General features: G+C 62.9%; 25 protein-coding genes. 7 read left to right on the top strand and 18 right to left on the bottom strand.

Annotated features, from left to right (window positions below; all coding sequences use genetic code 11):
- Positions 1 to 4: 4 nt before the first annotated feature.
- The 12 genes from AYK65_RS26440 to ehuR all read right to left on the bottom strand — a co-directional run bounded on the left by AYK65_RS26440 (position 5) and on the right by ehuR (position 12,206).
- Positions 5 to 1,519 carry an ABC transporter substrate-binding protein gene (locus AYK65_RS26440; RefSeq protein ID WP_244560123.1) on the bottom strand — a complete coding sequence of 505 codons (1,515 nt, stop codon included), beginning with the start codon at positions 1,517 to 1,519 and terminating at the stop codon, positions 5 to 7.
- A 440-nt stretch (positions 1,520 to 1,959) separates the two neighbouring features.
- On the bottom strand, positions 1,960 to 2,454 hold the full coding sequence (locus AYK65_RS26435) for a BON domain-containing protein (protein WP_026614843.1): 495 nt from the start codon (positions 2,452 to 2,454) through the stop codon (positions 1,960 to 1,962).
- A gap of 116 nt (positions 2,455 to 2,570) precedes the next feature.
- Positions 2,571 to 3,575: a N(2)-acetyl-L-2,4-diaminobutanoate deacetylase DoeB gene (gene doeB / locus AYK65_RS26430; RefSeq protein ID WP_046119193.1), complete on the bottom strand. Its 1,005-nt coding sequence runs from the start codon at positions 3,573 to 3,575 to the stop codon at positions 2,571 to 2,573.
- Positions 3,576 to 3,578: 3 nt separating this feature from the next.
- Positions 3,579 to 4,760, bottom strand: a complete 1,182-nt coding sequence (doeA, locus tag AYK65_RS26425) for an ectoine hydrolase DoeA (RefSeq protein ID WP_081162064.1) — start codon at positions 4,758 to 4,760, stop codon at positions 3,579 to 3,581.
- Between the two features lie 34 nt (positions 4,761 to 4,794).
- Entirely contained in the window at positions 4,795 to 5,784 is a 990-nt protein-coding gene (gene eutC / locus AYK65_RS26420) for an ectoine utilization protein EutC (RefSeq protein ID WP_081162061.1), read from the bottom strand.
- The gene (gene eutB, locus AYK65_RS26415; protein ID WP_081162058.1) at positions 5,781 to 6,785 is read right to left on the bottom strand and encodes a hydroxyectoine utilization dehydratase EutB; all 1,005 of its coding nucleotides are present in this window, start codon (positions 6,783 to 6,785) and stop codon (positions 5,781 to 5,783) included. The genes eutC and eutB overlap by 4 nt, the downstream gene beginning before the upstream one ends.
- Positions 6,782 to 7,567, bottom strand: a complete 786-nt coding sequence (eutA, locus tag AYK65_RS26410) for an ectoine utilization protein EutA (RefSeq protein ID WP_081162055.1) — start codon at positions 7,565 to 7,567, stop codon at positions 6,782 to 6,784. The genes eutB and eutA overlap by 4 nt, the downstream gene beginning before the upstream one ends.
- Positions 7,567 to 8,229 (bottom strand): ectoine/hydroxyectoine ABC transporter permease subunit EhuD, encoded by a 663-nt coding sequence (gene ehuD / locus AYK65_RS26405; RefSeq protein WP_026614837.1) that lies wholly within the window; start codon positions 8,227 to 8,229, stop codon positions 7,567 to 7,569. Before ehuD ends, eutA begins: the two co-directional genes overlap by 1 nt.
- 2 nt (positions 8,230 to 8,231) lie before the next feature.
- Positions 8,232 to 8,891 carry an ectoine/hydroxyectoine ABC transporter permease subunit EhuC gene (ehuC, locus tag AYK65_RS26400; protein ID WP_026614836.1) on the bottom strand — a complete coding sequence of 220 codons (660 nt, stop codon included), beginning with the start codon at positions 8,889 to 8,891 and terminating at the stop codon, positions 8,232 to 8,234.
- A 108-nt stretch (positions 8,892 to 8,999) separates the two neighbouring features.
- A complete protein-coding gene (gene ehuB, locus AYK65_RS26395) occupies positions 9,000 to 9,851 on the bottom strand; it encodes an ectoine/hydroxyectoine ABC transporter substrate-binding protein EhuB (protein ID WP_026614835.1) in 852 nt (283 codons plus the stop codon).
- Between the two features lie 62 nt (positions 9,852 to 9,913).
- Positions 9,914 to 10,699 carry an ectoine/hydroxyectoine ABC transporter ATP-binding protein EhuA gene (gene ehuA / locus AYK65_RS26390; RefSeq protein WP_026614834.1) on the bottom strand — a complete coding sequence of 262 codons (786 nt, stop codon included), beginning with the start codon at positions 10,697 to 10,699 and terminating at the stop codon, positions 9,914 to 9,916.
- A 121-nt stretch (positions 10,700 to 10,820) separates the two neighbouring features.
- Positions 10,821 to 12,206, bottom strand: coding sequence for a MocR-like ectoine utilization transcription factor EhuR (ehuR, locus tag AYK65_RS26385; protein WP_081162343.1), 1,386 nt, complete (start codon positions 12,204 to 12,206; stop codon positions 10,821 to 10,823).
- Positions 12,207 to 12,308: 102 nt separating this feature from the next.
- On the opposite strand from ehuR, the gene AYK65_RS26380 reads away from it, so the two are divergent.
- The gene (locus tag AYK65_RS26380) at positions 12,309 to 12,791 is read left to right on the top strand and encodes an Lrp/AsnC family transcriptional regulator (protein WP_026614832.1); all 483 of its coding nucleotides are present in this window, start codon (positions 12,309 to 12,311) and stop codon (positions 12,789 to 12,791) included.
- Positions 12,792 to 12,905: 114 nt separating this feature from the next.
- Here the strand turns inward: AYK65_RS26380 and AYK65_RS26375 are convergent, their stop codons facing one another.
- Entirely contained in the window at positions 12,906 to 13,127 is a 222-nt protein-coding gene (locus AYK65_RS26375; RefSeq protein WP_081162051.1) for a hypothetical protein, read from the bottom strand.
- Positions 13,128 to 13,393: 266 nt separating this feature from the next.
- Here AYK65_RS26375 and AYK65_RS26370 point away from each other — a divergent pair, with 266 nt between their 5' ends.
- Genes AYK65_RS26370 through AYK65_RS26360 form a run of 3 tightly spaced genes read left to right on the top strand, consistent with a single transcriptional unit; the run spans position 13,394 to position 17,378 of the window.
- Complete coding sequence (locus AYK65_RS26370; RefSeq protein ID WP_081162048.1) at positions 13,394 to 14,890, top strand: NAD-dependent succinate-semialdehyde dehydrogenase; 1,497 nt, start codon at positions 13,394 to 13,396, stop codon at positions 14,888 to 14,890.
- A gap of 25 nt (positions 14,891 to 14,915) precedes the next feature.
- Positions 14,916 to 16,292 (top strand): aspartate aminotransferase family protein, encoded by a 1,377-nt coding sequence (locus AYK65_RS26365; protein ID WP_081162044.1) that lies wholly within the window; start codon positions 14,916 to 14,918, stop codon positions 16,290 to 16,292.
- Positions 16,293 to 16,304: 12 nt separating this feature from the next.
- Complete coding sequence (locus AYK65_RS26360; RefSeq protein ID WP_081162041.1) at positions 16,305 to 17,378, top strand: alcohol dehydrogenase family protein; 1,074 nt, start codon at positions 16,305 to 16,307, stop codon at positions 17,376 to 17,378.
- Positions 17,379 to 17,397: 19 nt separating this feature from the next.
- Here AYK65_RS26360 and AYK65_RS26355 read toward each other — a convergent pair whose 3' ends face one another.
- Positions 17,398 to 19,311, bottom strand: coding sequence for an adenylate/guanylate cyclase domain-containing protein (locus AYK65_RS26355; protein ID WP_026614827.1), 1,914 nt, complete (start codon positions 19,309 to 19,311; stop codon positions 17,398 to 17,400).
- 285 nt (positions 19,312 to 19,596) lie between these two features.
- Here AYK65_RS26355 and AYK65_RS26350 point away from each other — a divergent pair, with 285 nt between their 5' ends.
- A complete protein-coding gene (locus AYK65_RS26350) occupies positions 19,597 to 20,064 on the top strand; it encodes a carboxymuconolactone decarboxylase family protein (RefSeq protein ID WP_081162039.1) in 468 nt (155 codons plus the stop codon).
- Positions 20,064 to 20,921, top strand: a complete 858-nt coding sequence (locus AYK65_RS26345) for a sigma-70 family RNA polymerase sigma factor (protein ID WP_026614825.1) — start codon at positions 20,064 to 20,066, stop codon at positions 20,919 to 20,921. The genes AYK65_RS26350 and AYK65_RS26345 overlap by 1 nt, the downstream gene beginning before the upstream one ends.
- Positions 20,922 to 20,949: 28 nt before the next feature.
- On the opposite strand, the gene AYK65_RS26340 is transcribed toward AYK65_RS26345, so the two are convergent.
- The 4 genes from AYK65_RS26340 to AYK65_RS26325 form a co-directional block, all read right to left on the bottom strand.
- Entirely contained in the window at positions 20,950 to 21,741 is a 792-nt protein-coding gene (locus tag AYK65_RS26340) for a phosphotransferase (protein WP_081162036.1), read from the bottom strand.
- A gap of 44 nt (positions 21,742 to 21,785) precedes the next feature.
- Positions 21,786 to 22,115, bottom strand: coding sequence for a hypothetical protein (locus tag AYK65_RS26335; protein WP_081162034.1), 330 nt, complete (start codon positions 22,113 to 22,115; stop codon positions 21,786 to 21,788).
- A gap of 123 nt (positions 22,116 to 22,238) precedes the next feature.
- Complete coding sequence (locus tag AYK65_RS26330; RefSeq protein ID WP_026614822.1) at positions 22,239 to 22,445, bottom strand: FliH/SctL family protein; 207 nt, start codon at positions 22,443 to 22,445, stop codon at positions 22,239 to 22,241.
- Positions 22,446 to 22,553: 108 nt separating this feature from the next.
- A complete protein-coding gene (locus tag AYK65_RS26325) occupies positions 22,554 to 23,171 on the bottom strand; it encodes a hypothetical protein (protein WP_046119187.1) in 618 nt (205 codons plus the stop codon).
- Between the two features lie 392 nt (positions 23,172 to 23,563).
- Between AYK65_RS26325 and AYK65_RS26320 the strand changes: the two genes are divergently transcribed.
- On the top strand, positions 23,564 to 24,025 hold the full coding sequence (locus AYK65_RS26320) for a hypothetical protein (protein WP_081162030.1): 462 nt from the start codon (positions 23,564 to 23,566) through the stop codon (positions 24,023 to 24,025).
- Positions 24,026 to 24,059: the final 34 nt, after the last annotated feature.

The following is a 24,059-nucleotide window of genomic DNA, read 5'->3' as shown; positions in this document are numbered from 1 at the left end:
CCTGTCACTTCGCCCAGCGGATCGCTGCGAGGCCGTAGTTCACCTCAAGCGGGTCGACCTGAACGCCCGTGATCCGCTTGCTCGAGACAATCGCCAGTTCGGACCAGGTGACGGGAATGCTCGGCAGTTCCTGCTGCAGGATCTCCACGGCCCGGCGCTGCAGCGGTGCGCGCTCGGCGGGGTTGGTGGTCACGGCAAGCTTGGCAACCAGGCCTTGGATTTCCTGATTGTCCCAGCCCATCGCGCCCCAATCGCTGCCGCCGGGACCGTAGTCTTGCAGCAGCGTACCAACGGGGTCCGGCACGATCGAATAGAGGCGTGAGACCAGCCCGATCTCCAATGTGCCGTCACCATGGCGGGCGGGGATTTCAGAGCTGTTGCCGACCGAGACCTTGATCTCGATGCCGACCTCTCGCAATTGAGCCTGGAGGGCGGTTGCAATCGGCGGAAGCTCCGGCCAGCTGGAATAAGTGAGCAGAGTAACGCTGAAGCGCTTGCCGTCCTGTTCCAAGACGCCGTCACTACCAGGCGTCCATCCCGCCTCCGCCAACAATTCCTTGGCGCGTGCGACGTCACGGCTGAGCGGCGGGAGATCCGACGCGTACCAGCCCTTGAGGGCCGGCGGGAAAATTTGCGTTGCCGCAAGTTCGGGATTGCGCAGGATGACTTTCGTGATGCCTACCCGGTCAATTGCATAGCTCAACGCCTGCCGCTCTTCGATATCGTCGAAAAACACGGACGCAGCATTCACTTTCAAAATGCGCGTACGGGGAATAGTCGCGATTTTGACGTCTAGCCCCGGATTCTCCTTCAGCCGGTCCACCGACACCGGCAGCATTGAAAAGACCAGATCGGTCTCGCCGCTTTCTGCCATCAAGGCGCGCGTCTCCCCCTGCCCCACGGCGAGATAGCTGACTTCAGCGATGCCTGGCTTGCCACCCCACCAGGTTCCGGAATCCTTCAGTTCCAGCTTTGCGGGCGGCGTCAGGCTCGTCACCTTGTAGGGGCCGGAACCGACAATCTGCCTCACCTTGCCCGAAGCGTCGAACGAGGACGGAGCCAGAATGATGGTGCTGAAGTGGACGAGATAGGCCGGCAGGGCCGAGAAGGGCTTTTCCAACCTGATGACCACATCACGACCTTCGCTGACGATTTCGGCAACGGGTGCCTGCGACAGCACGCCGACGCCGGAAAGCGCCCGTTTAAGGCTGGCTGCTGCGGTTTGGGCAGTGACGGGCGTGCCGTCATGGAAGCGGGCTTTATCGCGCAGCGTAAAGCGCCATGTCAAAGCGTCCTCGCTGACGCTCCATCGTTCTGCAAGCGCCGGAATGAGCTTGCCTTCCGGATCGGCCGTCACCAGCGTTTCGGCCACCTGCAATCGGCTGAAGACATAGCCGGTCTGGGCCGGATCGATGCCGGTTACCTCCCATGGGCCTGCAACCTTCAGAACCTGAGCATGCGCCGAATTATTCGTAACGGCGAGACCTAGTGCGAACGTGATGAACAGCGCGCGTAGCATGCGAATTCTGAGCTCCAATCGATGGTTGTTGCGGTGGTGAGCGAAAGGCAGGAGAGCCCCTGGCGTGGGATGATCAACCCTCCATATGTTACGTTATTACATTCGTCAAACGGAAAGTTACGTAATAACATCTCGCCGCGATGCCGACGAACTCCGCTCCGCGGGTCGACAGCAGGGGTCAAGGGATGGTTCCGAAGCTTTATCCGGCGCCCCGACGGACTGAATGCATCGCGCAGTCGAAGTGATCGGAGCTATCTTTGAAGAGCGAAGCGAAACAGACTGGCTCAATGACGGGCGCGGTGGACCCGCTCGCGATTATTGCTCCGGGAACCCGTGAGGCGTAAAGCACGGCGGAGTCCGCGGTGCGCCGAGCCGTAGAGGCTCGAGCTCGAGTTCGACGGCTGCCATCGAGGAGACGGCTATTCCGATGCGACCGAGGCCTAGACGTCTTCGTCCGGAATGCGCGCATCCACGCCAACGGCCCGCAATCTGTTGCGCACGTGCCGAACTCCCTTGAAAGACAAGACGGCCAGCTCGATTTTGCGAGCGATGTCGACCCTTTCGACGGCGCCTTCGAGAACGACCGTGCCCCCGTGTGCGCGGACATCGATGTTGTCCGTATCGACGCCTTCCATTGTCTCAAGAAACTCAGTGACACGAACCTCAAGATCGTCGTCGTCGCTCTGCCGGGCCGACTCCTGCTGCGATGAAAGCTGGCTCTCGTTCGTTGCCTCTTCCATCCCGTCGACGTCGAAGCCGGGGTTTCGCTCCCGGTCGAAGTTGGCAGCGGGTTCACCATAGGCCCGGTTCCTCGGGCTGTTCGAGGTGGCACCGGGCTTGTCCGAATACGGCCAGCCCTCTCTGATGTTGCGCTCTTCAAAATCTCGGTAGTCTTCCTCACGCGGCAGGGAGGTGTTTTGTTTCTTCGAAGGCATCTCGATCCTCCTTGTTTATATCCCCAACTCGCAGGCAGGAGTTTTGTTCGCAGAACATCTCTGCGCGTCGGCACTATGACTTGGCATTTGGCCGTGCACCGATGTCGACGCGCGGTTTAGACGGGGACCGCCACAACCGCACAGCAGTCGCCCGGCTTGATCAGCCCGGGATAGTGGCGGGCCGTCAGAAGACCCTTCATTTTGGAGCGCACCTCGAAAGGTTTTACGCCGGTCCGTCCGACGGGATAAATTCGTGCCAGCACCGTATCCCGCTCCACCGCCTCGCCGAGATCCACCAGGAACTCGATGAGCCCTCCATCCTCGGCGAAGGCGAAGCAATCGCCGCTCGGCATATCCAACCATGTGGTGGGTTCCGCCTCGATTTCGCCCTGGATGATCCCTGCATGCCTCAACACGTTCGCCACCCCGCGTTTTGCGATCGCCGCAGTCCGGGCCGTCGCCGAGCCACCGCCTCCGAGCTCCGTCGTGACGAAGACCTTGCCCATCTCCTCGGCCGCGGTGTCGTACATTCCGACCGCATCGATCTCCAGCATCTTCATCGAATAGGGGGCGCCAAAGGCTTTGACGAATTCGAAGGCTTTCGCCTCCTGCGCCTTGTCGGGAAGGATGTGCGCAGCGCAGAAGGGCAGAAAGTCGAGCGTCTTGCCGCCTGAATGGAAGTCGAGCACGATGTCTGCCAGCGGCAGCAGGACGCGCTGGAAATAGTCGGCGATCTTCTGGGTCACCGTGCCGTCCGGGAGGCCCGGAAAGCTGCGGTTCAGATTGCCCTTGTCGATCGGAGAGGTCCGCGTCTCAGCCTGGAACGCCGGATAATTCATCGCCGGCACGATGATCACCCTGCCCCGGACCTCGGCAAGGTCGAGCGTCCGCGCCAGGTCGAAGAGCGCGATCGGCCCCTCATATTCGTCGCCGTGGTTACCGCCGGTGAGGAGGGCCGTCGGGCCCTCCCCATTCTTGACGACGGTGATCGGTATCATCACGGAGCCCCAGGCGGAATCGTCCCGGCTATAAGGCAGGCGCAGGAAACCGTGCTGGACACCGTCGGCCTCGAAGTCCACCGTGGCGCTGATCGGCGAGGCCCGCAAATGCTGCTCGCTCATGGCTCAATCCTTGACCATCAGCTTGCGCGGCACGGAGGCGAGGCATTCGACACCAGTCTCGGTAATCAGAATGCTCTCGGTTGTCTCGAAGCCCATGTCTTCGAGCCAGAGCCCCGTCATGAAATGGAAGGTCATGCCCGGCTTCAGTTCCGTCCTGTCGCCCGGGCGCAGGCTCATGGTGCGCTCGCCCCAATCCGGCGGATAGGAAAGACCGATGGGATAGCCGGTGCGGTTGTCCTTGACGATGCCGTATTTCTTGAGGACGGCGAAGAAGGCGTTGGCGATGTCCTCACAGCTATTGCCTGGCCTCGCGACCGCGAGCCCCGCCTCCATGCCCTCGAGCGTCGCCTTCTCGGCGTCGAGAAAGGCCTGGGTCGGCTTGCCGAGGAAAACGGTACGCGAAAGCGGCACGTGATAGCGATTGTAGCAGCCGGCGATCTCGAAGAAGGTGCCCTCGCCCCGCTTCATCGGCCGGTCGTCCCAGGTGAGGTGTGGCGCAGACGCTTCCACGCCCGACGGCAGCAGCGGCACGATCGCCGGATAGTCGCCACCGATGCCGTCCACACCACGCGTGCCGGCGTCATAGATTTCGGCGACCAGATCGCATTTGCGCATGCCGACCTCGATCTTGTCGAAGATGCGCTGATGCATCGCTTCGACGATGCGGGCGGCCTTGCGCATGTACTTGATTTCCGTCTCGCTCTTGACGGCGCGCTGCCAGTTGACGAGCGCGGTCGCGTCGATGAAGCGGGCATTCGGAAGGTGTTTCTGCAGCGAGGCGAAGGCTGCCGCCGAGAACCAGTAATTGTCCATCTCGACGCCGATCCGGAGCGAACCCCAGCCGCGATCGGCAAGGATGCCCGAGAGATAGTCCATCGGGTGGCGCTCGGTCGACTGCACATAGTGATCGGGATAGCCGATGATGTTCTCGTGCTTAAGATAGGCGGTGAGCTTGGCGCCATTGGCGTCCTGGCCGCGACCGAACCAGATCGGCGCACCCGAAGGCGGCACGATCACCGCTTGATGCACATAGAACGACCAGCCGTCATAGCCGGTAAGCCAAGCCATGTTGGAGGGGTCGCTCACGATCAGGAGATCGACGCCTTTGGCTTCCATCGCCTGTCGCGTCTTCCTGAGGCGCGCTTCATATTCCCCAAGGGAGAATTTGAGGTTGGGTTGGGTCATGTTTCTTCCCTCGTTTTTTCCGGCCGCGCCGGCTTCAGCTCTCGAAAGTGGTTCCGGCCTTTGCGGCGGCTGCCCGCGCGAAGGCGAGCGTGGCAATGGCGGTGTCTTGGATGCCGGTGCCCGTCAGGTCGGCAATGGTGATCTCGTCCGCGCGCGTCCGCCCAACCTTCAGCGCGGCGATCACCTGGCCGAGCTCCGCGAACTCGGCATCCGGCGCGACGAGGCCGGCGGCAATCGCGTGATGCAACTCGCCGAGACGGCGCGTCTGCTTGAGGCTGTCGGCGACGTAAGTGCCCCGGGCAATCACCTGAGGGTCGACTTCGTTCTTGTGTTCGGCATCCGACCCCATGGCGGTGACGTGCTGCCCCGGCTGCAGCCAATCGGCCTCGAGGATCGGCTTCTCGGACGGCGTGGTGGTGACGATGATATCGGCGCCCGCCACGGCCGCTTTCGGATCAGATGCCGCTTTGACCGGAAAACCGAGCGTCTCGGCAAGCGTACCTGCTGTCGCTTCGGCCTTTGCCGCATCGCGCGCCCAGAGCCGTGCCTCGCGGATCGGACGGACGAGCGCGAGCGCTTCGAGCTGGAGCTTTGCCTGCATGCCGGCGCCGAAGATGGCGGCGACAGAAGCGTCTTCCCGCGACAGATGCTTGGCCGCGACCGCGCCGGCTGCCGCCGTGCGCACGTCGGTAAGATAGCCATTGTCGAGCAGCAGCGCCTGGACCAGGCCGGTCCGGCTCGACAACAGCACCATCATGCCGTTGGTGCTCGGCAGGCCGATCTTCGGATTGTCGAAGAAACCCGGGCTGATCTTGATCGCGAAGCCGTCGAGGCCGGGCACATAGGCCGTCTTCACGTCCACCTCGCCGCGATGCTCGGGGATATCAAGCCTCAGGATCGGCGGCATCGCCACCGTCTTGGTGGCGAGCGCACGGAAGGCATCCTCGACGCAGGCGACCGCCTCACGATCGAGCGGCACGATCCGGCGTAGCTCCGCCTCGGTCAGAATCGTCATCCGTGTCATGGCGCCTCCTCGGGAAACGGGTCCATTTCGCCATTCATCACACGCAGGTGCAGGTCCATGTCGATATTGCGGCCGGAGAGAATGACCGCGATCGGGCCCTCGATGTCCTTGATCTTGCCGGCGAGAAGTGCCGCAATGCCGACCGCGCCGGCTCCCTCCACGACCTCACGCTCTTCAGCGTAGGCGTGGCGCATGCCGGCGGCGATTTCCGCTTCCGTCAGGAGAATGATGTCGTCGAGGAGCTCCCGGCACATGCGGAATGTCACGCGATTGTCGAGCCCGATGCCGCCGCCGAGCGAATCCGCAAGGCTCGGTTTTTCCTGGACGAGCACCGGCTGTCCGGCGGCGAGGCTCGCCTTCATCGCCGCGCCGCGCTCCATCGTCAGACCAATCACCCGCGTTGCCGGCCTTCTCGCCTTGACGGCTGCCGCCACTCCGGCCGCGAGCCCGCCGCCCGAAACCGGCACAAGCACCATGGCGACATCCGGCATCTGCGCGACGATCTCAACTCCGAGCGTCCCCTGCCCCGCGACGATCGCCGGATGGTCGAAGGGCGGCACCATCACGAGACCTCTTGACGCAACAAGCCGTTCGACCTCGTCCTGCGCTTCGTTCTGGGACCTGCCGATAATCCGCACATGGGCGCCAAGGCGCCTGATCTCGGAGACCTTGTTCACCGGCACGAGCTGCGACATGCAGATCGTCGCGACCGAGCCTTCCGCCTTTGCCGCATGGGCAAGTGCCCGTCCATGATTGCCGGTCGAGGCGGCGATCACACCGAGCGCCCGCTCGCCGGCCGAGAGCGAAAGCACCGTATTGGTCGCACCACGCAACTTGAAGCTGCCGGTCGTCTGATGGTGCTCGAGTTTGAGGCCGACCGGCACGCCGCAAAGCTCGGTGAGCGACGCCGACACAACGAGCGGTGTCGTCAGCACGCGACCGGAGATGCGCCGTGCCGCCACCTCGATGTCGTCTATAGTCACCGGAAGAGAAGCACTCATGGCCAATCCCTCTCGAGCGGCAGCGTCATCAGTCGTCCAAGCTCCGGCCGCGCCGACTGGTCGCCGCAGAGGCGCAGGCAAGCCCAGGCTGTAGCGTAATTGCTGCTGACCACGGGCTTGCCGATCGCCGCTTCGATTTCCGCGATCACGCCGGCCGCCCGCACGGCCGTGCAGGAGATGAAGAGCGCGTCCGAATCCGGCGCCGCCGCTTCCTTTGCGAAAGTCACGATTTCCTCAGGCGCAATCCGGGCCATCTTCCGATCGTCGGTGAGCCCAAGACAGGTAAACCTGTCGATTGTGAAGCCGAGCTCGGCGAAATAGTCCGCCATGGGCCGGCTGGTCTCGATCGTATAGGGGGTGAGCACCGAAATGCGCCTCACATCCAGCCTTCTCAAGCCTTCGGCCGCGGCCGCCGTCGGGGTCACCACGGCGGCCTCTGGCTTCGCAGCCTTGATCGCTGCCACTACCTCCTTGTCGCCGATGACGACGGAGGCCGAGGTGCAGGAATACATCACGACGTCGAGAGCCTCGTCCGGCAGGATCAAGCCCGCCGCCGCCGTCAGCGAAGGCTGCATCGCCCGGAGATTCTCCGGCGTCACCGGATTGGCATAAGGAATGCGCGCGACATAGACCCCGATCGAGTCCGACGCCACCAAGCGCTGGAAGTCCACCTCGGTCGTATGGTCGGTGGCAAGGATGACGAGGCCGATGCGCTTTTTCATCGGCCGGTCGTCGAGGCGCGGTGTGCGCTGTGCGAGGGAAAGGGCGATAGGTTGTTCCATCAGCGCTCGTCCACCCGTGCGTAGCGCTCTTCCAGCCAGCGCAGGAAGAAGACCGAGATCAGGCTCATGATCAGGAAGAACACGCCGACTAGCGTCATCGGCTCGATGTAGCGATAGTTGCTGTTGGCGATGCTCTTTGCCTGGTTCATGAGTTCGAGCACCGTGATTGCCGAAAGCAGCGGCGTCTCCTTAAACATCGCGATCAGGTAATTGGCGAGCGCCGGGATCATCGGCGGGATCGCCTGCGGCAGGATCACATGCATCCAGGTCTGGCGCGCCGTGAGGTTCGTAGCCTTGGCCGCCTCCCACTGGCCGCGCGGAACGTTCTCGATGCCGGCGCGGTAGACCTCGGCGGCATAGGTGCCGTAGTGGATGCCGAGGCCGATGACGCCGGCGAGCAGCGCCGGCAGACGGATGCCGATGTCCGGCAGCACGTAGAAGATGAAATAGAGCTGCACCAGCAACGGCGTGCCGCGGATGAACTCCACCGCAAAGCTCGTGGCGCGCGCGATCGGCGCCGGCGCTGTCATGCGCAGGATGGCGAAGACGAGGCCAATTACGGCGGCAACGGCGGCGCCGAGGATGGTGGCTAGGATGGTGATCTGCAGCCCCTCGATGAGGGTCGGCATGATCTGGCGGACGAATTCCCAATCCCATTCCATGGTCAAACCCTCAGGCCGTCGAGGCCACGGCTGACGCGCCGCTCGAGCCAGCGCATGCCGAGCGAGATGAGCCAGGCCATGACGAAATAGAGTACCAGGATGGTGGCGAACGGGATCAGCGTGTTGCCCGTCTGCGCCCTGACCACCTGGGCCTGGAACGTCATGTCGGTGAGCGAGATCAGGGAGACGACGGCGGTTCCTTTGAGGAGCTCGATCGCATTGTTGCCGAAGGTAGGCAGCATCAGCGGCAGCGCCTGCGGCAGGATGATGTGACGCATCGCCTGATAGCGCGAAAGATTGAGCGCGATACAAGCTTCGCGCTGCTCGCGGCCGATCGCCTTCACGGCACCACGCACCACTTCAGCGCCATAGGCGCCGACATTGAGCCCCAGCGCGAGCACGCCGGCCTGTAGCGGCGTCAGCGTGATCCCGGCAAAGGGCAGGACGAAATAGGCCCAGAAGAGCTGGACGAAGATCGAGGTGCCACGGAAGAACTCGATATAGGTCGTGGCAAGCGCTCGCACCGCCATGAAGCGGCTGAGGCGCCCGAGCCCCGCCGCAAAAGCGACGACGACAGCGAGCGCCGAGCCCATCAGGGTGAGCTGGACCGTTACCCACGCGCCCTCAAGGATCAATCCGATATAGCCGGACCAGTCGATCATCGTTTCGTTGTTCCGTTCAGAATTTTCGGCATAGTGCGCCGCCCGCCCCATGCCGCCCTCCCTTCGCATTGATGGCGAATGGAAGGCGGCGGGAGCCCCAGCCCGGGCTTACTTGGCGGCGCAGAGCTTCTCACGGGTCGTCGACATGGCGGCCTTGGCCGAGAAGCCATAGGGTTCGATGATCTTGGCGAACTCGCCGGATTCCTTCATCTTGGCGAGCTCGACGTCGAATGCGTCGCGCAAAGCCTCGTCCCCCTTCCGGAAGGCGGCACCATCGCAATAGACCGGCGCCCCTTCGACGGGAGCCACCACTTCGATATTCGGATCATTCGCCTTCGAGACGAGATCATGGATTGAGAGAACCGGCAGCGAATAGACGTCGATGCGGCCGTCCTGCAGCATCTTCAATCCGCTCTGCCCATCCGGCACGACGATGACGCGGTCGCGCGGCACGCCGGCTTCAAGCGCCAGCTTTTCCTCGGTACCACCGCCGGGCGCGCCGATCTTCGCATCCGGATTGTCGGCAATGTCCTTGTAGCTCTTCAACTTGAGCGGATTGCCCTTCTTCAGCGCGAAAGCCTCGGCATCGCAGAGGATCGGCTGGGAATAGGCGACCGCGGCGCAGCGCTCCGGCTTCATGAAGAGACCGGCGGTGATCGCATCATGGCGCCCGGCCTGCAGGCCCGGGATCATTGCGCCATATTCGGAGATGGAGGCGACGATTTCCGGAACGCCGAGCCGCTTGAAGATTTCCCGGGCGACATCCGGCGCTGCACCGGAGACCTTGCCGTCGGCGCCGACCGCGGTAAACGGCGGCTCGTTGGCGATCGCGACGCGCGCGAAGCCCTGTTCGCGGAGTTCCTCGAGCTTGTTTTCATCCGCAGCGGCGGGGCCCGCCGCAGCAATTGCCATCAGTGCCGTGGCACCGGCCGCCATTGCCATTAAAGCTTTCAGTTTCATCGTTCCCAACTCCTCTGTTGTTCTCTTCGTGTTGTTGTCTGAGGCAATGTCGGCCGTAAGGCTCAGACGCGGTGCCCTGCCGCTATGATCTTTCGCAGGAAGGTCTGCGTGCGTTCCTGTTTCGGATGCCGAAAGATGTCCTCGGGCTTGCCCTCTTCGACGATCTTGCCGCGGTCGAAGAAGAGCACCCGATCGGCGAAATCATGGGCAAAACCCATCTCGTGGGTGACGAGCAGCATCGTCATGTCGGTCTCGGCCGCAAGCTTGCGCATGACGTTGAGGACTTCCTCGACGAGCTCGGGATCGAGCGCGGAGGTCACCTCGTCGAAAAGCATGATCTTGGGCGAGAGCGCCAGCGCCCGGGCGATGGCGACGCGCTGCTTCTGGCCGCCGGAAAGCTGTGCCGGCATGCTTTTCGCCTTGTCGGCCAGGCCGACCATGTCGAGGAGCTCCATCGCCCGCTTTTCGGCCGCGGCCCGCGGCATGCCCTTGGTCAGGATCGGCGCCAGCGTTACGTTGTCCAGCACGCATTTGTGCGGAAACAGGTTGAAGTGCTGGAAGACCATGCCGATCTTCTCGCGCATCTTATGGAGATGGCGCTCGTCGGCCGGGACGAGCTGGCCGTTCTTCTTCACGTGATAGAGCTGCTCGCCGTCGACCTGGATAAAGCCGTCGCTGATCGTCTCCAGCGTCATCAGAATGCGCAGGATCGTCGTCTTGCCGGAACCGGACGGTCCGATGAGAGCGAGCTTCTCGCCCGGCATCACCTCCATCGACAATCCGTCGAGCACGGTCAGCGGACCGTATCTCTTGACGATGTTGTCGATGCGGATGATCGGCTCGGGCATTCGCGTCTCTCCTCATGAGACCCCTAATGTCCTAACGATGATCCGGTTCCAAAATCATGTCAATGTGAATAATAATCTCATGACAATTATTCGGGCGCTGCCGAAAAGCTGAGCATTTGAATTAGATCACGAGCAGCAATGCCTCCGGATCGCCGAGCGCCAGCGACGCGACGATGCCGAGCCCGGTCTTGAGCTCCTGTTCCGTAGTCGAGCCGAGCGATATCCGGACGGCCGGACGCCAGCCGCTGTCGGCGGTGCGGAAGGAAGCGCCCGGCGCGATCGCGACACCACGCAGCCGCGCCTGGGAAACGAAGGCGTCTTCCGAGTGCCCCTCGGGCAGTGGCAGCCAGACGTGCAGGCTCTGCGGATGGGTGCGGTGGGGAAGTCTGCCGAACGTCTCCGTGGCGATCGCATGGCGCGCGGCGAGAGCCCGGCGCTGCCAATCGACGAGTTCCATCGCGGTGCCGTCGCTTACCCAGTGAGTCGCGATCTCCGCGATCGACGGCGTCGCCATCCAGTTCGAGACGAGGTGTCGATTGGCGACCGCCGCGACATAGCGGTCTGGAGCCGCGAGATATCCGATCCTCAGGCCCGGCACAGTGATCTTGGTGAAGCTCGTCACATAAAGGGTGCGCTCCGGCGCGAGCGCTGCAACCGGCGGCAGGTGCTCCTCGACCAGAGGCCCCAGAATGTCATTCTCGATGATGGCGATGTCGTGCCGACGCGCCACTTCAGCGAGCGCGGTCCGCCGCTCGGCGCTCATCAAGGTGGCGGTTGGGTTGATGACAGAGGGCTGCAGGAATATTGCGCGTATGACGCCCTTGCGGCAGGCGTCGTCCAACGCCTCCGGAACCATCCCGTCGTCATCGATCGCGATGCCCTGGAGATGAATGCCGAGATATGTCGACAGCGGCACCAGCGTATGATGGCTGATCGCCTCCGTGGCAACCGTCGAACCGGGCGGCGCGACGCTCATCAGCGCCACGGTCATAGCCGAGGTTGCGCCGTTGGTGAGGCTGATATTGAGCGGCGAAACGGTAAGCCCGCAGCGCGAAAGCCATTCGGCCGCGACATTGCGATGGCGCGGGAAGACCATGTTCGGGCGGAAGGAGAGCGCCGAACTCGCCGGCAGGTTCTCGGCAAGCCAGGCGAAGGCCTGCCGCATTTTTTCGAGATGGATCTGCTCGCATACCGGCTTGAGGATGGAGAGGTCGATCAGCTCGCCAAGCCGCTCCGGCAGATAGGGCGGCTCCGGCTCGCGCGGCTGCGTCTGGACGAAGCTGCCACGCCCGACCTCGCCCGAGATCAGGCCGCGCCGGATCAGTTCGTCATAGGCGCGGCTCACCGTCTGCACCGAGAGCTTCAAATCGTCGGCAAGTTTGCGATGCGTCGGCAATCGCGCGCCATTCTGAAGCTTGCCCTCCTGAATGGCGCGGGCGAACTGATCGGCCAGCGAGAGATAGGCCGGGCGGCGCAGGAGTGTTGTGTCGGGCATCCAATTTGTCATGATTTGAACAGTGATCAAAATCATCTCAATTGACAATGCAAAAGTGAACACCCAATGTCTTTTCCCGGACTTGACGCAAGGAGGATGACGAAAGGACCCCGCATGAAGCTCGACGCGATCGATCTGCGCATCCTGGAGGCGATCCAGGCCGACGGGCGCATCACCAAGCTGGCGCTCGCGGAAAAGGCGGGTCTGTCGCCGACGCCTTGCTGGATGCGGCTCCGGAAGCTGGAAAAGGCCGGCATCGTCACCGGCTATCACGCGCGCGTGGCGCTGCGCCGGGTGGCACCGGTCGCGAGCGTTATGATGGAGGTGACGCTCGGCAATCACCGCCAGGCGGATTTCGACCGCTTCGAGCGCGCCATCGCCGCAATGCCCGAAATCGTCGCTTGCTGGTCCGTCGGCGGCGGCGTCGACTATATCCTCAAGGTCGTGACCGCCGACATCGATGCCTATCAGCGGCTGGTTGACGAGCTACTCGGGCGGGAGCTCGGCATCGACCGGTACTTCACTTACATCGTCACCAAGACGGTCAAGGAGGAAACCGTGCTGCCGCTCGGCTCGCTGTTGCCGCCGATGAATTAGATACGGCAGCGCGAAGCGGAGCGGCCCGCCGAGAGGGAGGGAATTGGCAAGCGCAATGATGGCCGTGTTACACCGCCGCTGCGGGGGCGCTCTCCCTGACAGAAGGGAGGTCTGTTAGTCTTCCTCGCCGACCATCGACAGAACTTCATGCCGCTTCAATTCGTCGATGGCCTCGAGCGCTTCGTCAGCGGACCAGCCGGCGGATACCGCTGCCTGCACCAGCCTGGTTTCTACCTCCTGCTCAAGTTCCATATACAAAGGCTCTAAAGCCTCCTGCGCAGTCAGGACGTGTTCACCAGCTGTCACGACACGGCGATGTGGCAATGACCCGGTCATAGCCCAAACCTTCCTCGTTCACGCGGACGTGTTTCAATCAACGTGCGAGTCGAGCTTCTGTTCCGCACGCGCCCATGGATATTTAGGCAGGGCACGGAGTGGGTGGAAAACTGCACGCGCTTCCCTCCCCGTTGCAGCACCGGCTCCAGACAATCTCTCTCGCGGACGACCCTCCTTTGGTCAAAGTCTCTCCTGCCGAGCGGCTGAATGGACAATCTCTCGCGGTGACGGTGTCACTCTCTTCGCATCGGACGAGGATTACGACCATGACCGCTGTCTTTGCACGCACCACCTTTCACGACGCCTTGAAACACCTCAACGATCGGCAACTGCTGCGGGAGCTCGCCTATGTCGACGGCCGTTGGCTTGCCGGGCGCGACGGTAAGTGCTTGGAAGTGAGCGATCCCGCAAGCGGTGCCGCCCTCGCTTTCGTCGCTTCGCTTGATGCGCCCCAGACTTCCGAAGCGATCGATGCGGCGGAAAAGGCATTCAAATCCTGGCGCAATATGCTGCCGCAGGCGCGCGCAGCTATCTTGCGCAAGTGGCAGGAGCTGATGCTCGCTGCCCGCGAGGACCTGGCTCTGCTGATGACGCTGGAACAGGGCAAGCCGCTTGCCGAGTCGCGCGGCGAGATCGACTACGCCGCTTCCTTCATCGAGTGGTATGCCGAGGAAGGCAAGCGCCTCAATGCCGAAAACGTGACCAGCCACCTTGCCGACGCCGAGATGATCGTGCGGCGGGAGGCGCTCGGCGTGGTCGGCATCGTCACGCCGTGGAACTTTCCCTCGGCCATGATCACCCGCAAGGCGGCCGCCGCACTTGCGGCTGGCTGCGCCGTGGTTGCACACCCCTCCTCCGAGACGCCGCTTTCCGCTCTGGCCCTTGCCGAGCTCGGCGAGCGCGCGGGTCTGCCCGCCGGCGTCTTCAACGTCGTGACCGGCAATGCCGCAACGGTCGTCGGGCGCATGTGCGAAGACGCGCGAGTCCGTGCCATGAGCTTCACCGGCTCGACTGAGATCGGCCGGCTGATCGCAGCCCAATGCGCGCCAACGATGAAGCGGCTGGTGATGGAGCTCGGCGGTCACGCGCCGCTGATCGTCTTTGCCGACGCCAATGTCGAGAAGGCGGCCGATATTGCGATTGCCGCGAAGTTCGCGACCTCCGGCCAGGACTGCCTCGCCGCCAACCGCATCTACGTCGAGCGGCCGATCCTGAAGGCCTTTGAGGAGGCTTTTGCCGCTCGGATTGCTCGCCTGAAGGTCGGAGCCGGCCTCGAGCCGGGCACGGATATCGGTCCGCTGATGCACGAACGCGCCGTCGCCAAGGTCGAGGAACAGGTTACGGACGCGCTGAAGCTGGGCGCCAAGCTTGCCGTCGGCGGCAAGCGCCACCCGGCCGGGCCGCTCTTCTTCGAGCCCACCCTTCTGACCGATGTGCCCGACGAGGCGCTCATCATGCGAGAAGAAACTTTCGGCCCGGTGGCGGCCGTCACCGCCTTCGACAGCGAGGACGAAGTGATCACGCGTGCTAACGACACGGAATATGGCCTCGTCGCCTATGCCATCACGGAAAACGGCGCCCGCCAGATGCGGCTCGCCCGCGCGCTCGAATACGGAATGGTGGCCATCAACCGCGTGAAGATCACCGGCGGACCGGTTCCCTTCGGCGGCTGGAAGCAGTCCGGCGTTGGCCGCGAAGGTTCGCGGCACGGCATGGAGGCCTTCACCGAGCTCAAATATCTCTGCATCGACACCGCCGCCTGAGAAGAATTTCACGAAAGGAAAGATCATGCTCGAAAGAAGCAACGAACTCGCCGCCTGGGATCGCGATCACTTCTTCCATCCCTCGACCCATATGGGGATGCATGCGCGCGGCGAGAGCCCGACGCGCGTCATCGGTGGCGGTGAAGGCGTCTACATCACAGATATCAGCGGCAAACGAAGCCTCGATGCCTTCGCCGGTCTCTACTGCGTCAATGTTGGCTATGGGCGGCAGAAGATCGCCGACGCGATCGCCGAGCAGGCAAAGAATCTCGCCTACTACCACGCCTATGTCGCTCACGGCACGGAAGCCTCGATCCGCCTCGCGAAGATGATCATCGAGCGGGCGCCGGAGGGCATGAGCCGCGTCTATTTCGGCCTTTCCGGTTCGGACGCCAACGAGACCAACATCAAGCTGATCTGGTACTACAACAATATTCTCGGCCGGTCTGAGAAGAAGAAGATCATCTCCCGCTGGCGCGGCTATCACGGCTCAGGCGTGATGACCGGCTCGCTGACGGGCCTCCATCTCTTCCACAATGCCTTCGACCTGCCGCGTGCGCCGATCTTGCACACCGAAGCGCCCTATTACTTCCGCCGTCCCGACCGCTCGATGAGCGAGGAGCAGTTCTCAGAGTATTGCGCCGACAAGCTCGAAGAGATGATCCTCGCCGAAGGTCCCGACACCGTGGCCGCTTTCATCGGCGAGCCGATCCTCGGCACCGGCGGCATCGTGCCGCCGCCGAAGGGCTATTGGCAGAAGATCCAGGCGGTGCTTCAGAAATACGATATCCTGCTCATTGCCGATGAAGTCGTGACCGGTTTCGGCCGTCTCGGCACGATGTTCGGCTCCGACCATTACGGCATCAAGCCGGACCTGGTCACCATCGCCAAGGGGCTGACCTCCGCATACGCGCCGCTTTCCGGAACGATCGTCTCCGACAAGGTCTGGCAGGTGCTGGTGAAGGGCTCCGACGAGCTTGGCGCCATCGGCCATGGCTGGACCTATTCGGCGCACCCGATCTGTGCCGCTGCCGGTGTTGCCAATCTCGAACTGATCGACGAACTCGGCATCGTCGAGAATGCGGGTTCGACAGGTGCCTATTTCCGGGCGGAGCTGCAGAAGGCCCTCGGCGATCACCGTCATGTCGGCGAAGTCCGAGGCGACGGGCTGATGGCCGCGGTCGAATTCGTCGAGGACCGGGACGACCGCAAGTTCTTCGATCCGGCATGCAAGATCGGGCCGCAGGTGGCGGCAGCGCTCCTCGAACGCGGCGTCATCGGCCGCGCCATGCCGCAGGGCGACATTCTCGGCTTCGCGCCGCCGCTCTGCCTGACGCGCGAGGAAGCCGACATCGTCGTCACGGCGGCAGCCGACGCGATCCAATCCGTGCTCGGGCGCTAAGGGGGAAGCCGGATGATGCATTCCGTTCCAAAGACCATGGCAGCCGTCCTGCTCTCCGGCCACGGTGGCTTGGACAAGCTCGTCTACAGCAGGGAAGTCCCAGTGCCGGTTCCGGCCGCCGGCGAGGTGCTGATCAAGGTCACCGCCTGCGGCATGAACAACACCGACGTCTGGGTGCGCGAAGGGGCCTATGGCACTGAGGACGATCCCTCTGCCGTCTCGACCTGGCGGCGTCACGGCAACACGCTGACCTTCCCGCGCATTCAGGGTACGGACACGGTCGGCCACATCGTCGCGGTCGGCGACGGTGTCGACAAGGGGCGCATCGGCGAGCGTGTCATGGTCGATTTCTCGATCTACAACCGCGACGACGACAGCTTGGCCGATATCGACTACATGGGCCACGGCCGTGATGGCGGTTATGCCGAATATATGGCGCTCCCGGCGGAGAATGCCCATGTGGTCGCAACGGACCTCACCGACGTCGAGCTCGCCACCTTCTGCTGCGCTTACCTGACCGGCGAGCGCATGCTCGAAAGAGCGAGGCTTGCGGCCGGCGAGCGCGTCCTGGTGACCGGGGCTTCGGGCGGCGTCGGCTCGGCGATCATCCAGCTCGCGCGCGCTCGGGGCGCCATTCCGATCGCTATTGCGGGTCCGGGCAAGGAAGCCGCCATGCTCGATATCGGCGCCGAAGCCGTCGTGACCCGCGGCCGGGGTGATCTCTTCGAAGCCGTCGATGAGGCCGTGCGAGGCGCGCCGATCGACGTCGTTGCCGATCTCGTAGGCGGTCCCCTCTTCAACGATCTTCTCAAGATCCTGCGCCCCGAAGGGCGCTACACGACCGCCGGCGCCATCGCCGGCCCGGTCGTACAGCTCGATCTCCGGACGATGTATCTGAAGCAACTGGAGCTGCACGGGTCGAGCCAGGGCAGCCGTGCCGATTTCCGGCGGCTGGTGCGCTATATCGAAGAGAAGAAGATCCGCCCACTCGTCGGCGGCGTCTATCCGCTCTCGGAATTCCACCGGGCGCAGACGGACTTCATGGCGAAAAACTTCGTCGGAAAGCTCGTGGTGGTGCCAGACTGACAGACCGCGGTTTTGCCACCTACAGCAATGGTCTGGCGCGTGGGTCCAGGAAGCCGCTTGTTACGTCCGGCGCTCTGGCTTGTGCAAGCTGCGAGAGGAACTGGTCCATCAGCGGAGAATTGCCGAAGCGCCGATTGGCGCGCTCACCGGCAAGCGAAAATTCAGGATCCACGTCCGTCAGGCGCGCCATCGTGCGCTGCGCTCCCTCCACGTCGCCGCGCTGGCTCTGGACTGCCGTGTGTATCAGCAGGCAGTCCGCCTCGCGCGGCGCCCGCATCAGGCATTCCCGCAGGACCTGGTCGGCCTCTTCGAGGCGGCCGGCAGCATAGAGTGCCTGGCCGTAGACATAGGTATAGTACTCCGGTGCCATGGGATGCAGGCGGCGCGCCCGTTCGGCATTGTCCACCGCCTCGTCATAGCTGCCGAATCTGACCTGCGCCTTTGCCAGCGCCATCAGGCTGTCCGGATCGTTCGGATTGAGTTCGACCGCCCGCTGCGCGGCCTGCATTGCGCCCGGATAGTCGCCGCTCATCGAAAGGCCGAAGCTCAGGACCTGGTAGCCGACAGCGAGATTTGGATCGAGGCGAACGGCCTGGCGCGCCTCACTGAGGCCCGTTTCCACATCGGTCCTGGTCGCCCTGCCGCTGAGGTTCTGCGCGAAGTCGACGATATAGGTCATTCCGAGATTGGCACGCGCCGTCGCATAACCGGGATCGAGCTCGAGGGCCCGATGAAGCAGCGCGCGCGCGGCAAGGAGCGCCTCGGCATCCTTCGAGCCATGTTTGTAGCGGTCGCGCGCCTGCAGGACAAGGTCGTAAGCCTGAAGGTTTTCAGTCGGGCGCTCGGCCGCGTTCGATACCTCCGACTCGCGCACATAGGACACGAGATGCGAGACGATCTCGGCCGTCAGCTCGGTCTGGACCGCAAAAATGTCCTCGACGCGGCGGTCGTAACTGCGTGACCAGAGATGCGCTCCGCTGCGCGCGTCGATCAACTGCGCCACCACACGAAGCTGGTCGCCGGCGCGCCGGGCACTGCCTTCCACCACATAGCCGGCACCCAGTCTTTCCCCGATCCTGCGTATGTCCTCCGCTTGACCGCGCAGCGCAAAGGTCGAGTTGCGTGCGATCACCTGAAGCTCGGGATTTCGCGCAAGGTTGGCGATGATGTCCTCGGTCAGCCCGTCGGCAAAATAGCCCTGGTCGGCTTCGCCGCTCATGTTGTCGAAGGGCAGCACCGCGACGGTCGGCCGGGCATCGGCAGGCTCGACGCCCGACAGACGCACGATGCTGTTGGTCACATCGCCGGCGACGACTCTCAGTGCGGGCATCTGGGTGAAGGCGGCGACTAGGACTAGCCCCGTGGCCCCCACCGCGTAAGGCAAGATGGCGCGCCGGCGGCGCGCGATCCGGCGCAGCCAGTCACGGCCGCTCACTCGGCCGGGCTCGACACGAACGGCATAGACGGCGAGCGGCTCGGGTATGTTCTTGGCCTGCCTTCGTCCGACACTGTAAAAAAGGTTGCTGCGGCTCTGGCCGGCGCTGCGGACCACCGCCTCGCTGACGAAGATGCTGGCGGGCTCCGCCATGGCTTCCAGTCGGGACGCGACGTTAACGCCATCGCCGAACATGTCGCCATTGTCTTCTATGACGTCGCCGAGGTTGATTCCGAGACGCATGTCGAACGGCCGCTCGACGAATCCGTTCTGGATCTCGATCGCCGCATCGAGAGCCTCGTTGACGCTCGGGAATGTCGCGAGAAAGCCATCGCCGGTGGTCTTGAAGGTTCGACCGCCGTGCTTCTCGACGGTGGGTATTATCAGTTCGCTGAAGGCGGCGCGCAGTGCCGCATAGGTCGAGGCTTCGTCCTCGGACATCAGCCGGCTATAGCCGACGATGTCGCCTGCCACGATTGCTGCGAGTTTGCGTTCCATCACGAGCCTCTGCAATCCCCATGAGCATCTATATGGCGCAATCCTTGTCCGTCCACTCAAAACTCCGTGTGCTGGCGTGCGATTTGCTCTGGGCCTGCGACCGACGCTTGCACTCGCAACTGACGCTGACGCAAACTGAGATGCTGGTGGGATGAATGCCGAACAGGCGGGCAGCGTGACGGGGCTCCCTCCCCTGCTCATCGGACAAGAAAATTTTCGGCGCGAATGTCACACCGCCGGATCCTGCCTCGTCATGGTAGTGCAACCAACAAGAGGAAAGCAACCATGACTGCAAAACTTGATCCTTTCGCCGCTGCTCCTTCGCTGATGAAGAACTGGATGGGCACTTCGGTCGCCGTCGCTTCCAGCCTCGAGCCGACGCTCATTGAACTGGTGAAAATCCGTGCATCGCAGATCAACGGCTGCGCCAACTGCATCAATATGCATACAGTGGAAGCGCGCGCGAAGGGCGAGACGGAGCAGCGGATCTATCTTCTGTCGGCTTGGCGCGAGGCCCCTTGCTATTCCGAACGTGAGCACGCCGCGCTCGGCTGGACGGAGGTTCTGACGCGGCTATCAGAAGGACACGCGCTCGAAAGTGCCTATCAGGCCTTGAAGGCTCAGTTTACGGAGGAGGAACAGGTGAAGCTCACGCTAATGATCAATGTCATTAACGGGTGGAACCGCCTCGCGGTCGGCTTCGGCTTGTGGGTCGATCCGGCGGCCGCAAAGGCCGCCCAGGCGGCCGCCTAATGTCGGACCCCATGCACGAGGATGCAGCGGCGAGGTTCGATCCGCTGCGTCCCAAGCTCATGCGCGTCGCCTATCGAATGCTCGGCTCCGTCGCCGACGCAGAGGATATGGTACAGGAGGCCTTCATCCGCTGGATGAGGGCCGACCGCGCCGCGGTGCGCGAGCCCGAGGCCTTCCTTCGCCGAACCGTCACGCGGCTCTGCCTGGATCAGCTCAAATCAGCGCGACGCCAGCGGGAGACCTATGTCGGTCCTTGGCTTCCCGACCCTGTGGTGGAAGAGGAGGACGAGGAAGACGTCACCTTGCCGCTGATGCTGGCACTGGAACGGCTTTCTCCACTCGAGCGAGCGGCTTTCCTGCTGCACGATGTATTCGGACTGGGATTCGAGGAAGTCGCAGCGACGATCAAGCGCGATCCGGCTGCCTGCCGCCAGCTCGCCACCCGCGCGCGTGCCCATGTCCGCGAGGCGAGGCCTCGTTTCCGGATTGAAAAGGAGCGTGGTCTCGAGTTTGCGGAGGCCTTCTTCACCGCGTCCCGCAGCGGCGACATGAAAACGCTTGGTGCGATGCTGGCGGCAGACGTCAGTGTCCATGCCGACGGCGGCGGCAAGCGGGCGGCAGCAATCGAGCCGATCATCGGATTCGATGCCGTCATCAAGGTCCATGAAAAGTTGGCGGCTCTGTTCCAGGCGCATGGCTCGAAACTTCTTCGCGTCGGCTTGGTCAACGGACTGCCCGGTTTCATCACGCTGGAAGCCGACGGCGAACTCCAGACGACCGCGCTCGAAATCGAGGATGGCAAGATCGCCGCTATCTATGTAGTCAGAAACCCCGACAAGCTGAGGCACCTCCACTAACGGGCCAGCTTGATCAGGCGCAAGGAGTTTACGCCAAAGCGGCTTCCAGGACATGGCGGTTGCGCAGCAACCAGGCGACGCTGCGCGTCTGCCACGCGATCCCCCAGACACGCGGCACATGTTGCGATTCGGGCGTGATCTGCTGTTCGATCACTTCGTTGGCCGCGCTCTGTGAGGCAAACTCGATCACTCGGCACACGAGATGGCGCCGCTCATGCACCGGCAGCCCATAAGCATCGGCGAATATGCGGACCTGCCGAGCGCGCTGTCTGGTTTCGGGCAGCCCGTTCATTTCCGCGACATCGTCGTCGTAGAGTTGGGCATTGTTCCAGACAGCCATGGCAATCTCGGTCAACCGGTCGACAGGACCTGCTACCTCCCAGTCGATCAGTGCGACAGGCTTGCCATTCCGCGACACCACATTCCAAGGAGCCGCATCGCAGTGACCGACAATGTCGGGCACGCCAACGTCCCTGCCGAACCACGGGCGCCACATCGCGTCCGCCGGCGGCCGGAAGCTGGCGGTCGCGGCATGTAAGCGACGCATCAGGCGTCCCAAAGCGTCCATAGCTTCGTCGGACCATGGCGAAGGATTGATGACTTCGCCATCGACATAGGTCAGAAGCTCGCGGCCATGCTCGTCGAACCCGTCTCCGACGACGCGCGGCGCGCCTTCGAAACCCATTTCCTGCAGGTGGCGCAGCAGGGCATGGACGGTAGGCGTCCACGGACCAGTCTCGCGAACGACGATGCCACCACGCCGGACAACAGCCGTCCTACCTCCACGTTCAAGCGGTATTTCGTCGGATTGCTCGACCATGGACCAAAGATATCGGCAACCGCGGGTTCAACACAACCGAGGTTTCATGCGGGCAAATCTCCCGCTGAAGACCCATCCGGCCTACGGGAAACCGAGGGCGCAAGCTCCTTGGGGTCATCGTCGTCCTCATCATCGATTTCATCGACCCGCACCTCGTCCAGGCGATGCTTGATCGCCAGGGCATAGATCGTGCTGAGAATATTGCGGTCCTTCAGGTCGGGATCAGTCAGAGCGAGCAGCGAGGCGCGGACAAGCTTCTTGCTGGAGGTCTTGGGGCAGCGACTCCGGACGAAATCATAGAGGCTCCTATCGGAAATGCCCTGCGTCGCGCCTTCCACCAGTGCTTCGTACACCTTCTTTCGCTTCTCACCCATATTGACCCCCTTCTATGGCGCGGCGACTATCCGTCGCAAAACCGTCATAAACAAGTCACTGCCAGCTTTTCGAAAGCCGCACGCGCACAATGTCGTCGGGAAATTGACCTAAGTGTGGAGCAGTCAGAACTTGCGGATCATCGCCAGAAGGTCGTCGGCATCGGTCATGCCCGTGCGATGCAGATCGACAATCCGAGCAGCCAGCGCATTTGCCGACTGGCAATTGCGACTCCACCGACGCTCCACCAGCACTGCATCGAAAATTTCGCGCAGCATGAGCAATTCGTCCGGGTGAAGAGAGAGCTCATATCTCGCGCCGTCCATATACATCGCGCGACCCTTCCCTGTGACAAAGAACCAATTCGCCGGGGGCACCAATTAAATTCTCGCATGCGCTGATGACACGCTTGTGTCGGCAGCGCCATTCCCTACCGGCCGTTAGACCTGGGGGTCCGGATTTCCGCCCGACCGTTCCGCAGGCGCTGGCTTGCCGGCGGCGGAGCTGGAGAGCTGACCGACGACGAACGCATAGAAAAGGAGCGAAGTCGCCGATCCCGCCCATCGGCCCCTCGTCAATTGCAGCATTCCGAGACCGCAAAAGAGGAGCGCAATCCATGGATTCTTGAGAATTCTCAACCCGCCATACGCGTTCCAGAAATTCTCGGTGGCGGGACCCAATGCATTGCCCCGTATCGCCTGATAAAGAGCCAAACTCGTCAGGCCAATTGTCGTTGCGCCACCGCCAGCCAACACAGCGGTGCCGTCCGCCGCCTGCGCTTTCGCAGGGGGCGATGCACGGCGGGGCCGCGGTGGGGGCGCCTCCCGCAGATCGAATATCTCGCTCTTGGCTGCGATCTCGCGGATCTTCGGCAAATCCGTCTCATGCTGGATGAGGATACTGCCGGTCATAGGATTCGCCCGTAAACCGGCAATCTCCGGATGTTCGGAAAGTTTCTCGACTGCCGAGCGGAAGTAGGAGACGTCGCCACGGCGATGGGGAACTTTCACCCGCAGTCGCCCCGACATGAAGTGTTCAACATTCGCTGTGGGAAGCATGTCCGCCTCCTGTTACAGACACTCTCCACGCCGCTGCCGCTGACGCATCCGCCCTCCTCGCGTTGGTGCACAACGGCGGAAAGATAGGCCTGAATTTTCGCGCAAATCAGATGCGTCGCGAAGAGAGCGCGGTTCCGGTTCAGTGTCTCACAATGACAGGTCATCCACCAGTGCAATTGCACTTGATGAGGTCCGGAAGACCCGCGATTCCGAATATCCCATCGCCCATTTAGCGGTTTCGCGCGCTGCGTGAACGGCGGCTCGCGCGACACTGACAATCACACGGCTGCCCGTGTCTGTGACTGTCATCAGGCCTTCACGTGTAGGCTCTATTGAGGCCGCGAACGGCCGCCTCGAGCTGGCCTGGTGCATGAAGCAAGAGGTATCGACAATTGAACGCCGAGATCGTTCACTACACACCGGGCCGTCTGCGGATCAAGATCGCCGGCGCGCGCCATCAGACAGCCTTTTTCGCTGATCTGCGGCGAAAGCTCCTTGCTGTCGAGGGCGTGTTGGACGTCACTGTCAATCCAACGGCGGCAAGCCTGGTGATCGTGCACGACATTGGCATCGATCCGTGCTCCATCTGCCGCGAGGTTCCGGGATTGGCGGTTCCGTTCGCTGCTGCTCGACCCGCGGCCGACCAGGGCAGAGGGAACGAAGCAGAGGTCATATTCCTGCTGGCGAAGCTTCTGCCTATTTTTTTCGCCCACCATCCTGTTGCGCAACTGGCTGAGGTCTTCGGCGAACCGATACTTCGCGCGGTCGTAGACTCCATGACGCGGCCAACATCCTACCCGTTGCCGGTAGCCGCCAGCAGGGAAGAGAAAGAACTCATCCCGCTCGCCGCTTAGTCGCTGGCGCTCGCAAGGGCTAACGATATGAACA

Source organism: Ensifer aridi, assembly GCF_002078505.1.
Classification (GTDB): domain Bacteria; phylum Pseudomonadota; class Alphaproteobacteria; order Rhizobiales; family Rhizobiaceae; genus Sinorhizobium; species Sinorhizobium aridi.
The sequence above is the reverse complement of the archived record's forward strand: the minus strand, read 5'-3'. Positions and strand labels throughout refer to the sequence as shown.

Coding starts and splice junctions, on each gene's coding strand:
- ehuD (WP_026614837.1), bottom strand. CDS start 8,229: ATGGAATGGGATTGGGAATTCGTCCGCCAGATCATGCCGACCCTCATC.
- eutA (WP_081162055.1), bottom strand. CDS start 7,567: ATGGAACAACCTATCGCCCTTTCCCTCGCACAGCGCACACCGCGCCTC.
- AYK65_RS26365 (WP_081162044.1), top strand. CDS start 14,916: ATGCTCGAAAGAAGCAACGAACTCGCCGCCTGGGATCGCGATCACTTC.
- AYK65_RS26375 (WP_081162051.1), bottom strand. CDS start 13,127: ATGACCGGGTCATTGCCACATCGCCGTGTCGTGACAGCTGGTGAACAC.
- ehuA (WP_026614834.1), bottom strand. CDS start 10,699: ATGCCCGAGCCGATCATCCGCATCGACAACATCGTCAAGAGATACGGT.
- AYK65_RS26325 (WP_046119187.1), bottom strand. CDS start 23,171: ATGCTTCCCACAGCGAATGTTGAACACTTCATGTCGGGGCGACTGCGG.
- AYK65_RS26330 (WP_026614822.1), bottom strand. CDS start 22,445: ATGTATATGGACGGCGCGAGATATGAGCTCTCTCTTCACCCGGACGAA.
- doeA (WP_081162064.1), bottom strand. CDS start 4,760: ATGACCCAACCCAACCTCAAATTCTCCCTTGGGGAATATGAAGCGCGC.
- AYK65_RS26440 (WP_244560123.1), bottom strand. CDS start 1,519: ATGCTACGCGCGCTGTTCATCACGTTCGCACTAGGTCTCGCCGTTACG.
- ehuB (WP_026614835.1), bottom strand. CDS start 9,851: ATGAAACTGAAAGCTTTAATGGCAATGGCGGCCGGTGCCACGGCACTG.
- AYK65_RS26355 (WP_026614827.1), bottom strand. CDS start 19,311: ATGGAACGCAAACTCGCAGCAATCGTGGCAGGCGACATCGTCGGCTAT.
- AYK65_RS26340 (WP_081162036.1), bottom strand. CDS start 21,741: ATGGTCGAGCAATCCGACGAAATACCGCTTGAACGTGGAGGTAGGACG.
- AYK65_RS26435 (WP_026614843.1), bottom strand. CDS start 2,454: ATGCCTTCGAAGAAACAAAACACCTCCCTGCCGCGTGAGGAAGACTAC.
- AYK65_RS26335 (WP_081162034.1), bottom strand. CDS start 22,115: ATGGGTGAGAAGCGAAAGAAGGTGTACGAAGCACTGGTGGAAGGCGCG.
- eutC (WP_081162061.1), bottom strand. CDS start 5,784: ATGACACGGATGACGATTCTGACCGAGGCGGAGCTACGCCGGATCGTG.
- ehuR (WP_081162343.1), bottom strand. CDS start 12,206: ATGACAAATTGGATGCCCGACACAACACTCCTGCGCCGCCCGGCCTAT.
- AYK65_RS26360 (WP_081162041.1), top strand. CDS start 16,305: ATGATGCATTCCGTTCCAAAGACCATGGCAGCCGTCCTGCTCTCCGGC.
- doeB (WP_046119193.1), bottom strand. CDS start 3,575: ATGAGCGAGCAGCATTTGCGGGCCTCGCCGATCAGCGCCACGGTGGAC.
- AYK65_RS26350 (WP_081162039.1), top strand. CDS start 19,597: ATGACTGCAAAACTTGATCCTTTCGCCGCTGCTCCTTCGCTGATGAAG.
- AYK65_RS26345 (WP_026614825.1), top strand. CDS start 20,064: ATGTCGGACCCCATGCACGAGGATGCAGCGGCGAGGTTCGATCCGCTG.
- eutB (WP_081162058.1), bottom strand. CDS start 6,785: ATGAGTGCTTCTCTTCCGGTGACTATAGACGACATCGAGGTGGCGGCA.
- AYK65_RS26380 (WP_026614832.1), top strand. CDS start 12,309: ATGAAGCTCGACGCGATCGATCTGCGCATCCTGGAGGCGATCCAGGCC.
- ehuC (WP_026614836.1), bottom strand. CDS start 8,891: ATGATCGACTGGTCCGGCTATATCGGATTGATCCTTGAGGGCGCGTGG.
- AYK65_RS26370 (WP_081162048.1), top strand. CDS start 13,394: ATGACCGCTGTCTTTGCACGCACCACCTTTCACGACGCCTTGAAACAC.